At 73.7% G+C, this 14,600-nt stretch carries 12 protein-coding genes; 8 read left to right on the top strand and 4 right to left on the bottom strand.

The annotated features are described in order from the left end of the window. The first annotated feature begins 61 nt into the window (after positions 1 to 61). Together AC1Z4A_RS01830 and AC1Z4A_RS01825 are read left to right on the top strand one after the other, a co-directional pair. Positions 62 to 1,222, top strand: a complete 1,161-nt coding sequence (locus AC1Z4A_RS01830; protein ID WP_483676048.1) for an NAD(P)H-dependent flavin oxidoreductase — start codon at positions 62 to 64, stop codon at positions 1,220 to 1,222. Continuing rightward, positions 1,219 to 2,769, top strand: a complete 1,551-nt coding sequence (locus AC1Z4A_RS01825; protein ID WP_483676047.1) for an acyl-CoA synthetase — start codon at positions 1,219 to 1,221, stop codon at positions 2,767 to 2,769. Before AC1Z4A_RS01830 ends, AC1Z4A_RS01825 begins: the two co-directional genes overlap by 4 nt. Before the next feature lie 10 nt (positions 2,770 to 2,779). On the opposite strand, the gene paaK is transcribed toward AC1Z4A_RS01825, so the two are convergent. Next, positions 2,780 to 4,057 (bottom strand): phenylacetate--CoA ligase PaaK, encoded by a 1,278-nt coding sequence (gene paaK, locus AC1Z4A_RS01820; RefSeq protein WP_483676046.1) that lies wholly within the window; start codon positions 4,055 to 4,057, stop codon positions 2,780 to 2,782. Positions 4,058 to 4,110: 53 nt separating this feature from the next. Beyond that, entirely contained in the window at positions 4,111 to 5,760 is a 1,650-nt protein-coding gene (locus AC1Z4A_RS01815; RefSeq protein WP_483683475.1) for an acyl-CoA synthetase, read from the bottom strand. 143 nt (positions 5,761 to 5,903) lie between these two features. On the opposite strand from AC1Z4A_RS01815, the gene AC1Z4A_RS01810 reads away from it, so the two are divergent. The 6 genes from AC1Z4A_RS01810 (at position 5,904) to AC1Z4A_RS01785 (ending at position 11,023) form a co-directional block, all read left to right on the top strand. After that, complete coding sequence (locus tag AC1Z4A_RS01810; protein ID WP_483676045.1) at positions 5,904 to 6,704, top strand: crotonase/enoyl-CoA hydratase family protein; 801 nt, start codon at positions 5,904 to 5,906, stop codon at positions 6,702 to 6,704. A gap of 35 nt (positions 6,705 to 6,739) precedes the next feature. Then, a complete protein-coding gene (locus AC1Z4A_RS01805; RefSeq protein ID WP_483676044.1) occupies positions 6,740 to 7,690 on the top strand; it encodes a Zn-ribbon domain-containing OB-fold protein in 951 nt (316 codons plus the stop codon). Further along, a complete protein-coding gene (locus AC1Z4A_RS01800; RefSeq protein ID WP_483676043.1) occupies positions 7,690 to 8,745 on the top strand; it encodes a thiolase domain-containing protein in 1,056 nt (351 codons plus the stop codon). Before AC1Z4A_RS01805 ends, AC1Z4A_RS01800 begins: the two co-directional genes overlap by 1 nt. Positions 8,746 to 8,800: 55 nt before the next feature. Further along, positions 8,801 to 9,967 carry a thiolase domain-containing protein gene (locus tag AC1Z4A_RS01795; RefSeq protein WP_483676042.1) on the top strand — a complete coding sequence of 389 codons (1,167 nt, stop codon included), beginning with the start codon at positions 8,801 to 8,803 and terminating at the stop codon, positions 9,965 to 9,967. Between the two features lie 126 nt (positions 9,968 to 10,093). Further along, positions 10,094 to 10,333, top strand: a complete 240-nt coding sequence (locus AC1Z4A_RS01790) for a DUF397 domain-containing protein (RefSeq protein WP_483676041.1) — start codon at positions 10,094 to 10,096, stop codon at positions 10,331 to 10,333. Positions 10,334 to 10,525: 192 nt separating this feature from the next. Then, on the top strand, positions 10,526 to 11,023 hold the full coding sequence (locus AC1Z4A_RS01785) for a hypothetical protein (protein WP_483676040.1): 498 nt from the start codon (positions 10,526 to 10,528) through the stop codon (positions 11,021 to 11,023). 51 nt (positions 11,024 to 11,074) lie between these two features. On the opposite strand, the gene AC1Z4A_RS01780 is transcribed toward AC1Z4A_RS01785, so the two are convergent. Further along, entirely contained in the window at positions 11,075 to 13,072 is a 1,998-nt protein-coding gene (locus AC1Z4A_RS01780) for an N-acetylmuramoyl-L-alanine amidase (RefSeq protein WP_483676039.1), read from the bottom strand. A 372-nt stretch (positions 13,073 to 13,444) separates the two neighbouring features. After that, positions 13,445 to 14,548, bottom strand: coding sequence for an aminoglycoside phosphotransferase family protein (locus AC1Z4A_RS01775; RefSeq protein ID WP_483676038.1), 1,104 nt, complete (start codon positions 14,546 to 14,548; stop codon positions 13,445 to 13,447). Positions 14,549 to 14,600 lie beyond the last annotated feature (52 nt).

The following is a 14,600-nucleotide window of genomic DNA, read 5'->3' as shown; positions in this document are numbered from 1 at the left end:
CGTCAGAAATTCGGGTGCGCATCCCTTCCCTCGTCCGGCCCCGTCCGGCATCCTGCCGCCCATGCGGACCGAGCTGAGCAGGCGGCTGGGCATCGAGCACGCGCTCTTCGGCTTCACCCCCTTCCCGGCGGTCGCCGCCGCCATCACCCGCGCCGGAGGTCTCGGCGTGCTCGGCGCCGTCCGCTACGGCACCCCCGGCGACCTCGCACGCGACCTCGACTGGCTGGCGGAGCACACCGACGGCAGGCCCTACGGGCTCGACGTCGTGATGCCCGCGCACCGGGCCGAGGGCGTCACCGAGGCCGACGTCGAGGCGATGATCCCGGCGGAGCACCGCCGGTTCGTCCAGGACACGCTCGCCGCCCACGGCGTGCCCGAACTCCCCGACGGGGAGCGGTCCGGATGGCGCATCACCGGCTGGCTGGACCAGGTGGCCCGCGCCCAGCTGGACGTCGCCTTCGACCACCCCCTCGCCCTGCTCGCCAACGCCCTCGGCCCGCCGCCCGCCGACGTCGTCGACCGCGCCCACCGCCACGGCACCCTGGTGGCCGCCCTCGCCGGCAGCGCCCGCCACGCCGTCCGGCACGCCGAGGCCGGCGTCGACATCGTCGTCGCCCAGGGCTACGAGGCCGGCGGCCACACCGGGGAGATCGCCACCATGGTGCTCACCCCCGAGGTCGTACGGGCGGTCGACCCGCTGCCCGTCCTGGCCGCGGGCGGCATCGGCAGCGGCGAGCAGATCGCCGCCGGCCTCGCCCTCGGCGCACAGGGCGTCTGGCTCGGCTCCGTCTGGCTCACCACCGAGGAAGCGGGCCCGCCACCGGCCCTCACCGGCAAGCTCCTGGCCGCCGGTTCGGGGGACACCGTGCGCTCGCGCGCCCTCACCGGCAAGCCCGCCCGCCAGCTGCGCACCGCCTGGACGGATGCCTGGGACGACCCGGCCGGCCCCGGCCCCCTGCCCATGCCGCTCCAGGGGCTGCTGGTCGCCGAGGCGCTGTCCCGCATCCAGAAGTACGAGGCCGTCCCGCTGCTGGGCACGCCCGTCGGGCAGATCGTCGGCCGGATGGAGACGGTGCGCGGCGTGCAGGCGGTCGTCGACGAGCTGACGGCCGGCTTCGAACGGGCGGTGGCGCGCCTCGACCGCATCGCCGGACGCGACCCCGACACCCCCCGGCCCACCGGACACCCGCCGCGCACGTCCGAGGAGGACGCCACGTCATGACCGAGCCACACCACGGCTTCTGGGCCCAGGCCACCGCCGAGCCCGGGCGCACCGTCCTGGTCACCCCGAACGGCGAGGGGTGGAGCGCCGGGCGGCTGCACACCGCCGCCAACCGGCTCGTCCACGGGCTCCGCGCCGCCGGGCTCCGGGAGGGCGACGCGTTCGCCGTCGTCCTGCCCAACGGGGTCGAGTTCCTGACCGCCCATCTCGCCGCCACCCAGGCCGGGTTGTACCTGGTGCCCGTCAACCACCACCTCCTCGCCGAGGAGATCGCCTGGATCGTCGCCGACTCCGGTGCCAAGGTGCTCGTCGCCCACGAGCGCTGGGCGGCCACGGCGACGGCCGCCGCCGACGGCGCCGGGCTGCCCGCCGACCGCCGCTACGCCGTCGGCGACATCCCCGGCTTCCGCCCGTACGCCGGCCTCCTCGACGGCCGGCCCGGCACCCCGCCCGAGGGGCGCACGCTCGGCTGGGTCATGAACTACACCTCCGGCACCACCGGGCGCCCGCGCGGCATCCGCCGCCCCCTGACCGGCAGGCCGCCCGAGGAGGCCCATCTGGGCGGATTCCTCGGCATCTTCGGCATCAAGCCGTTCGACGGCAACGTCCACCTCGTCTGCTCGCCGCTCTACCACACCGCCGTCCTCCAGTTCGCGGCCGCCTCGCTGCACATCGGGCACCGGCTGGTGGTGATGGACAAGTGGACGCCCGAGGAGATGCTGCGGCTCATCGACACCCACGGCTGCACCCACACCCACATGGTCCCCACCCAGTTCCGGCGGCTGCTGGCCCTGCCGCAGGACGTCCGGGACGGCTACGACGTCTCCTCCCTGCGGCACGCCCTGCACGGCGCCGCCCCCTGCCCGGACCACGTCAAACGCGCGATGATCGCCTGGTGGGGCGACTGCGTCGAGGAGTACTACGCGGCCAGCGAGGGCGGCGGCGCCTTCGCCACCGCCGGGGAGTGGCTGCGCAGGCCCGGCACGGTCGGCAGGGCCTGGCCCATCAGCGAGCTGGCCGTCCTCGACGACGACGGAAACCGGCTCCCCGCCGGGGAGATCGGCACCGTCTACCTGCGGATGACCACCGGCGGCTTCGCCTACCACCAGGACGCCGGGAAGACGGAACGGAGCCGGGCGGGCGACTTCTTCACCGTCGGCGACCTCGGCTTCCTGGACGAGGACGGCTACCTCTATCTGCGCGACCGCAAGATCGACATGATCATCTCGGGCGGGGTCAACATCTACCCCGCCGAGATCGAGTCCGTGCTGCTGGCCCATCCCGGCGTCGCCGACGCCGCGGTCTTCGGCGTTCCGCACGACGACTGGGGCGAGGAGGTCAAGGCCGTCGTCGAGCCCGCCGAGGGCCAGGTGCCGGGCCCGGACCTCGCCGCCGCCGTCCTCGCCCACTGCGCCCGCCACCTGGCCGGCTTCAAACGCCCCAAGTCCCTGGAGTTCGTGGCCGCCATGCCACGCGACCCCAACGGCAAGCTCTACAAGCGCCGCCTGCGCGAACCGTACTGGCGCGGCCGGGAGCGTGCGGTCTGACAGGCCCCGGTCACTTCGCTCGCTCGTCGACGACCCGCCGGAGCTTGCCCGTCGACCGCTCGAGCGTCCCGGCGTCGACGATCTCGACCGCCGCCGACACGCCGATCCCGTCCTTCACCCGCCGCGCGATCTCCCCGGCCGCCGCCGACCGCTGCTGCGCCGTGGCCTCCGGCCGCGCCTCGGCCCGCACCGTGAGCCGGTCCAGCCGCCCCTCGCGGGTCAGCCGCAGCCGGAAGTGCGGTGCGACACCGGCCGTGCGCAGGACGATCTCCTCGATCTGGGAGGGGAAGAGGTTGACCCCGCGCAGGATGATCATGTCGTCGCAGCGCCCCGTGACCTTCTCCATGCGCCGGAAGGCCCGCCCGGCGCCGGGCAGCAGCCGGGTGAGGTCGCGGGTGCGGTAGCGGACGACGGGCAGGGCCTCCTTGGTCAGCGAGGTGAGCACCAGCTCCCCGAACTCGCCGTCGGGCAGCGGCTCGCCCGTCACCGGGTCGACGACCTCCGGGTAGAAGTGGTCCTCCCAGATGTGCAGGGCGCCCTTGCTGTCCAGGCACTCCTGTGCGACGCCGGGGCCGATGACCTCGGAGAGCCCGTATATGTCCACCGCGTCGATGCCGCAGCGTTCCTCGATCTCCCGGCGCATCTCCTCCGTCCACGGCTCGGCGCCGAAGATGCCCACGCGCAGGGAGGTGGAGCGGGGGTCGACGCCCTGGCGCTCGAACTCGTCGAGCAGGGTGAGCATGTAGGAGGGTGTCACCATGATGATGCCGGGCTGCAGATCGCGGACGATCTGCACCTGCCGCGCGGTCATGCCCCCGGAGGCGGGGATCACCGTGCACCCCAGCCGCTCGGCCCCGTAGTGCGCGCCGAGACCGCCGGTGAACAGCCCGTACCCGTAGGCGATGTGCACGGTGTCACCGGCCCGCCCGCCCGCGGCCCGGATGGAGCGGGCGACGACCTCGGCCCAGGTCTCCAGGTCGCGCGCGGTGTACCCGACGACGGTCGGCGTGCCCGTGGTGCCGCTGGAGGCGTGGAGCCGCCGCAGCCGCGAGCGGTCCACCGCGAACATGCCGAAGGGGTAGTGGGCCCGCAGGTCCGCCTTGGTGGTGAAGGGGAACCGTGCGAGGTCGGCGGGCGACCGGCAGTCCTCCGGCCGCAGCCCGGCGGCGTCGAAGGACTGCCGGTAGAAGGGCACGTTGTCGTACGCGTGCCGCAACGTGGCGCTGAGCCGCGCCTGCTGCAACGCCGTCAGCTCTGCCCGTGACATCAACTCAGCCGGGTCCGCCATACTGGTCCACTTCCCCCGTACGAACATTCGGTAGGTACGTTGGGCACCAGTATTCAGCCAAGGCGCCGGCCGTCAAGGGGCAAACCCCCCTCCACCACCGCCCGCGCCCACCGATAGTCCGCCTTCCCGCTGGGCGACCGCACAATCCGCTCCGCCAGCACCACCCTCCGCGGCACCTTGTACCCCGCCAACCATCCCCGGCAGTGCTCCTGCAGCACCCCCAGCGTCGGCGGCTCAACCCCCTCCCGCGGCTGCACGACCGCCGCCACAGACTGCCCCCACCGCTCGTCCGGCACCCCCGCCACGAGCACGTCGTACACGGCGGGATGCGCCTTCAGTACCTGTTCCACCTCCTCCGGGTACACCTTCTCGCCGCCCGTGTTGATGCACTGCGACCCCCGCCCCAGGACGGTGACCATGCCCTCCGCGTCCACCGTCGCCATGTCGCCGAGCAGCACCCAGCGCTCGCCCCCCGCGGTGAAGAAGGTCTCGGCCGTCTTCGCGGGGTCGTTGTAGTAGCCGAGCGGCACATGGCCGCGCTGGGCGACCCTGCCGGTCTCGCCGGGCGCCACGGGGCGGTGGGTCAGCGGGTCCACCACGGTCGTACGGGAGTTGACGCGCAGCCGGAAGCCCCGCTCCGGGCCGGAGTCCTCGGTGGCGGTGCCGTTGAACCCCGACTCGGAGGAGCCGAAGTTGTTCACCAGCAGCACCCCCGGCAGCAGGGCCTCGAACTGGGCGCGGACGGTCTCGGAGAGGATCGCCCCGGAGCTGCTGACGCTGTACAGCGACGAGCAGTCGGCGCCGCGCAGCGGGCCGGCCAGCGCGTCCAGCAGCGGGCGCAGCATGGCGTCGCCGACCAGGGAGAGCGCGGTGACCCGCTCCCGGGCGACCGCGCGCAGCACGTCCTCGGGCGCGAACCTGCGGTGCAGGACCGCCTTCTGCCCCGCGTTGGCGGCGACGAGCGCGGTGAGTGTGGAGGTCCCGTGCATCAGCGGTGCCGTGGGGAAGAAGACCAGGCCCTCGCCGCCCGCCGCGACGCGCCGGGCCAGCTCCTCCGGGCGCCGGACCGGCTCGCCGCGGGGCGCGCCGCCGCCCAGCCCGGCGAAGAACAGGTCCTCCTGCCGCCACACCACGCCCTTGGGCATGCCCGTGGTGCCGCCGGTGTAGATGAGGAAGCGGTCGTCGCCCGAGCGCGCGGCGAAGCCCCGCCCGGCCGCGCCGGATGCCTCGGCCTCGGCGAAGGGCACGGGCCTGATGCCCGGTTCCGGGGCGTCCCCGGGCGGGGCGCCGACGCGGACGAGGTGGCGCAGCCTGCCCCCGGCGTGGGGCAGCGCGGCCGCGACCCGGCCGGTGAACTCCCCGTCGAAGACCAGTGCCACCAGGTCGGCGTCCCGGTAGAGGTACGCCAGCTCGCCCTCCACATAGCGGTAGTTGACGTTGACCGGCACGGCCCGGATCTTCAGGCAGGCCCAGAGCGTCTGGAGGTACTCGATCCCGTTGCAGAGGTGGAGCCCGACGTGCTCGCCGGGGCCCACTCCGGCGTCGAGGAGGTGGTGGGCGAGCCGGTTCGCCGCCGCGTCGAGTTCCGCGTACGTCAGCCGGCGCTCGGCGCCGCCGCCCGGACGGCCGGCGTGGACGAGGGCCTCCCGGGCGGGCACCGTGTCGACGACCGACTCGAAGAGATCCGCGAGGTTGAAGTCCACGGCGGTCATTAGAGCGCCGTGGCGCACGGGTGGGAAGGGGCGCCGTCAAAAAACTGACGGATAGTCAGTTGTGTCCCGGACGGCTATTGAACCGTTCACCCGCCTCCTGCACCCTGTTCTGGTCTCACGACGGGAGGACTGCCATGAGCGGCACCGAACACCTCACCGTGGAGCGCGTCGGCGCGACCCTCGTGCTCACCCTCGACCGGCCGGCGGCGAAGAACGCTCTCTCCCTGCCCATGCTCGCCGGGCTCTACGACGGCTGGCTGCTGGCCGACTCCGACGACGGCATCCGCTCGGTCGTCCTCACCGGCGCGGGCGGCGCCTTCTGCTCCGGCATGGACCTCAAGGCGCTCGCCGGCCGGAGCCCGGACGCCGACCCCGTACGGGACCGGTTCCGCGCCGACCCCGACCTCCACTGGAAGGCCATGCTCCGCCACTACCGGCTGCGCAAGCCCGTCATCGCCGCCGTCGAGGGCCCCTGCGTCGCGGGCGGCACCGAGATCCTCCAGGGCACCGACATCCGCATCGCCGGCCGCGGCGCCGTCTTCGGCCTCTTCGAGGTACGGCACGGCCTGTTCCCCATCGGCGGCTCCACCGTCCGCCTGCCCCGGCAGATCCCCCGCACCCACGCCCTGGAGATGCTCCTCACCGGACGCCCCTACACCGCCGAAGAAGCCGAGCGCATCGGCCTCATCGGCCGCGTCGTCCCCGACGGCACCGCCCTGGACGCGGCCCTGGAGACCGCCGAACTCGTCAACGCCAACGGGCCCCTGGCCGTCGAGGCGGTCAAGGCCTGTGCGTACGACACCGCCGGGCTCGGCGAGGCAGAAGCCCTCGCCCTCGAACTCGAACGCGGCCGGGCCGTCCTCGACACCGCCGACGCGAAGGAGGGCACCCGCGCCTTCGCCGAAAAGCGCCCCGCCGTCTTCCGGCGCGTCTGAGCCGCACCCGTCCCAACCCAGGAGGACCCCCGCCGATGCCGGACATCCTCACCGCCCCGACGGTCGTCGCATTCCCCTTCACCCGCTCCCTCGGCCCCGTCCAGAGCGCCTTCCTCACCGGCCTCCGCGAACGCACCGTCCTCGGCGTGCGCACCCGCGACGGGCGGGTGCTCGTGCCGCCCGCCGAATACGACCCCGTCACCGCCGAGGAGATCCGCGACCTCGTCCGGGTCGGGGACACCGGTACCGTCACCACATGGGCCTGGAACCCCGCCCCCCGCCGCGGCCAGCCCCTCCCGCATGCCTTCGCCTGGGTGCTCGTCCGCCTCGACGGGGCCGACACCGCCCTGCTCCACGCCCTCGACGCCCCCGGCCCCGAAGCCGTGCGCACCGGAATGCGGGTCCGTGTGCGGTGGGCCGGCCGGCGCACGGGCGCCATCACGGACATCGCCTGCTTCGCACCGCACGACGACCCCGGCACCGCCCGCGCCACCGCCACCCCGCACGACGGACAATTCGCCGACCCCGTCACCGGCATCACCACACCCGCTCGCCTCGACTACACCTACACCCCCGGCCGCGCCCAGACCCGCTACCTCGACGCCCTCGCCCGGCACCGCACGATCGGCGAGCGCTGCCCCTCCTGCCGCAAGGTCTGCGTGCCACCCCGCGGAGCCTGCCCCACCTGCGGCGTCGCCACCACCGAACAGGTCGAGGTCGGCCCGCGCGGCACCGTCACCACCTTCTGCATCGTCAACATCAAAGCCGCGAACCTGGACATCGAAATCCCGTACGTCTACGCGCACATCGCCCTCGACGGCGCCGACCTCGCCCTCCACGGACGCATCGCGGGCATCCCCTGCGACCGGGTGCGCATGGGCCTGCGCGTGGAGCCCGTGTGGACGGCGGACGGCCGGTACCCCGACCACTACCGGCCCAGCGGCGAGCCCGACGCCGACTACGACACCTACAAGGGACTCCTCTGATGCGCACCACCAGGGACACCGCCGGGGACACCGTCAGGGACGTCGCGATCGTCGCCTACGCCCGCAGCGACCACCGGCGCTGCACCGCCGGGCTCTCCGAGGCCGAGCTGCTGCTGCCCGTCCTCCACGAGGCCCTCGACCGGGCCGGACTCGCGCCCGGCGAGGCCGGCTTCACCTGCTCCGGATCGAGCGACTACCTCGCCGGCCGCCCCTTCTCCTTCACCTTGGCGCTCGACAGCGTCGGGGCCTGGCCGCCCGTCGCCGAGTCCCACGTGGAGACGGACGGCGCCTGGGCGCTGTACGAGGCCTGGGTGAAGATCCTCACCGGCGAGGCGGACACCGCCCTCGTCTACGCCCACGGCAAGGCCTCGGCCGGCGACGTCCACGAGGTCCTCAGCCGCCAGCTCGACCCCTACTTCACCGCGCCGCTGTGGCCCGACGCGATCTCCCTCGCCGCCCTCCAGGCCCAGGCCCTCATCGACGCGGGCGAGACCGACGAACGCGCCCTCGCCGGGATCGCCGCCCGCAACCGCGCGGCCGGGGGGCGCCCCCGGCCGCATGGCGACTACGTCGTACGGCCGCTGCGCGAGGGCGACTGCCCGGCCGTCGGCGACGGCGCCGCCGCCGTGGTCCTCGCCGCCGGGGACACGGCCCGGCGGATGTGCCCGCGGCCCGCCTGGATCCGCGGCATCGACCACCGCATCGAACCCCACGGCCTCGGCGTACGGGACCTCACGGACTCGCCCTCCACCCGGCTCGCCGCCGAGCGCGCCGGGGCCTTCGACGCCCCCGTCGACACGGCCGAACTCCACGCGCCCTACACCTCCCAGGAGGTGATCCTGCGCAAGGCGCTGCGGCTGTCCGACGACGTCGCCGTCAACCCCTCCGGCGGCCCCCTCGCCGCCGACCCGGTCATGGCCACCGGTCTCGTCCGCCTCGGCGAGGCCGCCGCCCGCATCCACCGCGGCGCCTCCGACCGGGCCCTGGCCCACGCCACCTCGGGGCCGTGCCTCCAGCAGAACCTGGTCGCCGTCCTGGAGGGGGAGCCGGCATGAGCGCCGCCCGCGGCGCGGCCGACACCCCTAGCCGCCCGGCACCCGAGGAGACGCCGTGAGCAAGGAACCCGTGGCCGTCGTCGGCATCGGCCAGACCCACCACGCCGCCGCCCGCCGGGACGTGTCCCTCGCCGGACTCGTCCGCGAGGCCGCCCGCCGCGCCCTCGACGACGCCCGGCTGTCCTGGGGCGACGTCGAAGCCGTCGTCATCGGCAAGGCCCCCGACTTCTTCGAGGGCGTCATGATGCCGGAGCTGTACCTCGCCGACGCGCTCGGCGCGGTCGGCAAGCCCGTGCTGCGCGTGCACACCGCGGGCTCCGTCGGCGGCTCCACCGCCCTCGTCGCCGCGAACCTCGTCGCGGCCCGCCGCCACCGCACCGTGCTCGCCCTCGCCTTCGAGAAGCAGTCCGAGTCCAACGCCATGTGGGGCCTCTCGCTGCCCGTCCCCTTCCAGCAGCCCCTGCTGGCCGGTGCCGGAGGCTTCTTCGCCCCCCACATCCGCGCCTACATCCGCCGCAGCGGCGCACCCGGCGGCATCGGCACGCTCGTCGCCTACAAGGACCGCCGCAACGCCCTCAAGAACCCCTACGCCCACCTCCACGAGCACGGCCTCACCCTGGAGAAGGTGCGTTCCTCGCCCATGCTCTGGGACCCGGTCCGCTACTCCGAGACCTGCCCCTCCTCCGACGGGGCCTGCGCCATGGTCCTCACCGACCGCGCCGGCGCCGCCCGCTCCCCGCAGCCGCCCGCCTGGCTGCACGGCGGCGCCATGCGCAGCGAGCCGACCCTCTTCGCCGGGAAGGACTTCGTCTCCCCGCGCGCGGGCCGCGACTGCGCCGCCGACGTCTACCGGCAGGCCGGCATCACCGACCCGCGCCGCGAGATCGACGCCGTCGAGATGTACGTGCCCTTCAGCTGGTACGAGCCCATGTGGCTGGAAAACCTGGGCTTCGCCGCCGAGGGCGAGGGCTGGAAGCTGACCGAGTCCGGGGCCACCGGACCCGACGGCGACCTGCCCGTCAACCCCTCCGGCGGCGTACTCTCCACCAACCCCATCGGCGCCTCCGGCATGCTCCGCTTCGCCGAAGCCGCACTTCAGGTCAGGGGTGCGGCCGGAGAACACCAAGTCCCGGACGTACGCCGGGCGTTGGGGCACGCCTACGGGGGCGGTGCACAGTTCTTCTCCATGTGGCTCGTCGGCTCCGAACCGCCCACGGAATAAAGGGACTTGGCGAAAGGGCCGGGCCCTTGCCGGGGTGTGGCCAATTCTTTCCGTCGCGCGGCCTGTGCTGGTCCGGCGGCGCTCGCTAGTGTGGGCGGGGACCGACGAGCCGGGAGGAGAGCGGACGTGGCGAACAGCACGACTGAACAACTGGCAGGCGACACGAGGCCGGACCTCGACCTCGCCAACGCCACCTGGCAGTCGAGCGGCCAGGGACGGCGGGGCAACGTCCAGATCGCCTTCGTCGAGGGCTATATCGCCATGCGGGACCGCAGGGACCCGGGCGTCCCCGCGGTGATCTTCTCACCGGGGGAGTGGCGCGCGTTCATGCTCAGCGCGCGGGAGGGCGCGTTCGACCTGACGTAGCTTCGACCCGGCGTGGGCGGGTGCGGCGGCGCCTCCCCACCCCTTCGCCGCCCCGCCCCTTCCCGCGGCGGCCGGCCCGCTGCTCCGCCGCGCCGGTGGCGGGCACGGTGCCGGGAGGGCGCCGGAGGGCACGCCCCGCCCACAAGGGTTCCCCGGCGGCATCACGCGGGGGCGGGCACGTACGATGAGGGCATGTCCTTCCTCCGCCGCCGCAGCGCCACCCCCACCGGGCCGGACTTCGACGTCCTCGCCATGGATCCCGGGGACTGGCCCGGCGACCTCGGGGCCGGGCTGCTGCCCGCGCCCGACGGCAGCTGCCAGGGGGTTTTCCTCCGCTACGACCTGTTCGGCGGGCGCGGCCCCGCGATGATCATCGGCAATCTGCCGGAGGGCTCCCCGGCCCGGGAGCTGGGCGAGGGGCAGGTGCCCTTCGAGGTGGCGCAGCTGCTCGCGGCGCTCGGCAACGACGAGCCGGTCGAGGTGCTGGAGACCGAGGACGTCCCGGTCATGCACGAGGACAACCTGCTCATCGTGCGGCGGCTGAAGTGCTCCGAGACGCGGATCTCCTGCACCCAGTTCGACCGCAGCGACGGCGTCCTCGTCACCATCGCCAGCTGGGACCGGCCCATCACCGACGATCTCTACCAGCTGCTCAAGCCGCTGCCCGCGGAGATGTTCCGGGCGGGCTGACCCGCCCGCACCGGGGGCCCGGCCGACCGGGCCCCCGTGGCTTGCCCGCGGCTACCAGTTCGAGGAGTGGACGGTCGCATCGGACGCCTTCACGAAGGCCACCCGGTGCCCGAACTGGATCTCGTAGTAGATCTCCTTGCCCCGGACCACCCTGTGGCCCGCGGGCTCGAACGTGGTCGCCCACAGATACTCGCCCGGCGTGGCACCACCCAGCACATACGCCTGCCCGGCCGGCAGCTTGTACGGCAGCGGGACCAGGCCCTGCACCGGCACGCCCTCCGGGTACGCCTCCTGTTCCGGGTACGCGCGCCCGTACACCGGGATCTCGGGCAGCCCCTCCCTGGGTGTGACCAGCCGCCCGTGCGCGCCCACGGCCGTGGGGTCCCACCAGGAGTTGCGGAACCATGCCTTCTGGCCCAGGTACCAGATCGCCGTCCAGCCACCCTGACGGCCGGCCAGGGCGAACTGCTGACCGGTGGAGGCGCGGGCCCCCGTGTCGTTGACACCGGTGGTCGAAGGGCTGCCGTCCGGGTGCAGGCCGACGTCCTGGACCAGCGGCGCGTCGTCGCGCGGAGCGACATGCAGCCGGACCGCTTCCGAGCCGTGCGCCGGGCACTTCTCGCCCGGCTTGGTGCAACCGGTGTACTCGGGACTGTTGTCCTCGTAGTCCGGTGCGATGGTCACCATGCCGCTGAACGGGCTCCCCGTGGCGTGGAACGGGCTGCCCATCAGCTCGAAGTAGTGCGCCCAGTCCCAGTACGGGCCCGGGTCGGTATGCATCCCCTTGACCGTCGCCGGGGTGGTGCCCGGCACATTGTCGTGCCCGAGGATGTGCTGCCGGTCCAGCGGGATGTCCAGCTTCTGCGCCAGGTACCGCACCAGGCGCGCGGACGTGCGGTACATCTCCTCCGTGTACCAGGCGTCGGGCTGGGCCAGGAAGCCCTCGTGCTCGATGCCGACCGACTTGGAGTTCACGTACCAGTTGCCCGCGTGCCAGGCGACGTCCTTGGTGGGCACGTGCTGGGCGATGTGCCCGTCCCCGGACCGCACGGTGTAGTTCCACGAGACGTACGTCGGATCCTTTATCAGCTTGATCGTCGTCTCCCACGTCCCCTCGGTGTCGTGGACGACGATGAAGTCGACCTTCTGGGACGTGGGCCGGTCCGCGATGTCGTGATTGCCGTAGTCCTTGCCCTCCAGCTGCTGGTACGGGGCGGGGATGGACTCGCAGGCCACCGAGGGCGGGCACTCCACGCCCGCGGCCGCGGCCGTGTCCAGCCCCAGCCGCCGCACCTGCCCGGTGCGCGGGGTCAGGCCGGGGCTGCCGGGCAGGGTGATCCGCTGGCCCGAGTCGGTGGTGCGCCGCTGCCCGGAGCGGATCAGCTCGTAGACGTCGTTGGCGAAGGTCGTCGCGGTGGCGGTGTCCGTGGCGCCCGCATAGCCGGCCACGGCCCCGTACCAGTCGGCGGCGTTCCCGCTCAGCGGCAGGCCCAGCCGCTTCTGCTCGGCGGCGAGCAGGGAGGCGCCGCCCTGGAGGTTGGCGGCGGTGTCCTTGCGCAGCCGCTCGGGCGACAGCCCGGTGAGGGCGGCGGCCCGGTCCAGGGTGCGCAGCCGGGCCGGCAGGGCGGTGGGGGCCGGAAGGGCGGCGCGGGCGGAGGGGCGCGGGCGCAGGGTGTCGCCCCGGGGGTCCTCGCCCGGCTCGCTGTGGTGCTGGGTGGCGGCCAGGGCGGTCACGGCGTCGGTGAGGTGCATCGGGCCGTAGCCGCCGGTGACGCTGGGGGCCCCGCCGTGGCTGTCCCAGCGGGACTCGAGGTAGGAGACGGCGAGCAGCACGCTGCGCGGCACGTGGAACGTGGCCGCGGCGTCGGCGAACTCGCGCTGGAGGGCGTCGGCGGCCTGCCCCTGGGCGGTGGCGGCCGGGGCGGGGGAGAGTGCCGGCAGCAGCAGGGCGGCCGACGCGACGGCGCCGGCCGCCCGCAGCACTCGGCGGCTTCTTCGGACACCTCTCGGGGGTGTCTTCCGTGGGGACTCCGGTGCGGATCCTCGCAATGCGGCCTCCTCAGGACGGGCCGTGCCGGGGCGTCGACGGCAAGGGGGGTGCGCGATCGGCCTGCCGGCCGAACTTATCAAGAGCCCTCGATCCAGCGGACGATCCGTCAATAGGACCGTGGGCGGCGCTCCTCAGACTGGAGTCGCGGCCTTGCGCACGTCAACGCCCGCGCCGGGGAGATTCCCCGGCGCGGGCGCGATGGCGCGGTGCGGCGCACTGGCCATGATGATCGCTCGAATGGATGAGCACCGACACGCCGTGGCCCGCCACCCGCCGAGTATCTGTCGACACGTCACAAGTCGGCGGCGCGACGTGTCGACAGACCCGGACTTCGGGGCACGCATCGGCGTATTCGGCTCGGCATGGGCGGTTCAGCGCGTTCCGACGGCGGCGCGGACGGCGCGCCGGGCCATGGCGCAGTCGTCGTGGAGCCTCCGCAGCAGCAGCCGCTGCTCCTCTCCGGATTCACCGGCGGCGGGCGCCCCCGGCTCGTGCATGGCCCGCTGCACCGCCGTCTCATAGGTCCTGATCTCCCGGGTGAGCACCAGCATCAGATTCACCAGGAAGGCGTCACGGGACGTGGGCCCCGCGGCCTGGGCGTGCTGGCTGATCTGACGGCGGGCCACCGGGGCATCGCCGAGGACGGCCCAGAGGGTCGCCAGGTCGTACCCCGGGAGGTACCAGCCGGCATGGTCCCAGTCGACCAGCACCGGGCCCGCGGGCGAGAGCAGGACATTGGAGAGGAGGGCATCGCCATGGCAGAACTGCCCCTGGACATGCGCCAGACCGTGCAGCAGCTTCTGCAGATCGCCCATGTCACGGTCGGTGAGCAGGCCCAACTCGTGATAGCGGGCGATCCGCTTGCCGTAGTCCAGCGGCATGTCGAACATGCCGGCCGGAGGCCGCCAGAGGTTGACCCGGCAGATGGCGCCGAGTGCCGCCCGGACGTCCGCACGCGGCAGGGTGTCCACCGGATGCCGCTGGACGGCGGCCGGCCGGCCCGGCATCCGCTCGATCACCAGGGTGCAGTTGTCCGGATCGGCGGCGATCAGCCGGGGCACCCGCACCGGGGGACGGTGCCGCACGAACGCGCGATATGTGGCTATTTCATGACGGAACCGCTCGGCCCAGGCAGGGGAGTGGTCCAGTAAACACTTCGCCACGGCCGTGCTGCGCCCGGTGGTGCCCACCAGCAGGACCGAGCGGCCGCCGCGGCGGAGCACCTGAACGGGGTTGAACTCCGGGCAGATCCGATGGACCGAAGAGATGACCGTGCGCAGCTGCGCCCCCTGGGGCCCGGACAAGTCGATTCTCCCGCTGAGCGGTTGGGCGCCGATCCCCGGGGCCCTCCGCGCCCGCCCGCCCCCGAAAGCGGCCCCCACGGCATGGGAGGGATCGAGGTACGGCCCGCTGCCGCTCTGCTGGGTGCGGAGCGGCCGGGGCGGAGCGGACACGGAGGTCGATGCTGCATACATGGGCGGAACAGATCCCTTCGTGTCGGCGAATTGCGACGCTCCCCGGTCCCCG

It is taken from the genome of Streptomyces sp. 17_S59 (assembly GCF_056930295.1).
The sequence above is the reverse complement of the archived record's forward strand: the minus strand, read 5'-3'. Positions and strand labels throughout refer to the sequence as shown.

Bases quoted from the DNA above. Each gene is read 5' to 3' on its own strand.
- AC1Z4A_RS01830 (WP_483676048.1), top strand. From the start codon at position 62: ATGCGGACCGAGCTGAGCAGGCGGCTGGGCATCGAGCACGCGCTCTTC.
- AC1Z4A_RS01825 (WP_483676047.1), top strand. From the start codon at position 1,219: ATGACCGAGCCACACCACGGCTTCTGGGCCCAGGCCACCGCCGAGCCC.
- paaK (WP_483676046.1), bottom strand. From the start codon at position 4,057: ATGGCGGACCCGGCTGAGTTGATGTCACGGGCAGAGCTGACGGCGTTG.
- AC1Z4A_RS01810 (WP_483676045.1), top strand. From the start codon at position 5,904: ATGAGCGGCACCGAACACCTCACCGTGGAGCGCGTCGGCGCGACCCTC.
- AC1Z4A_RS01805 (WP_483676044.1), top strand. From the start codon at position 6,740: ATGCCGGACATCCTCACCGCCCCGACGGTCGTCGCATTCCCCTTCACC.
- AC1Z4A_RS01800 (WP_483676043.1), top strand. From the start codon at position 7,690: ATGCGCACCACCAGGGACACCGCCGGGGACACCGTCAGGGACGTCGCG.
- AC1Z4A_RS01785 (WP_483676040.1), top strand. From the start codon at position 10,526: ATGTCCTTCCTCCGCCGCCGCAGCGCCACCCCCACCGGGCCGGACTTC.
- AC1Z4A_RS01775 (WP_483676038.1), bottom strand. From the start codon at position 14,548: ATGTATGCAGCATCGACCTCCGTGTCCGCTCCGCCCCGGCCGCTCCGC.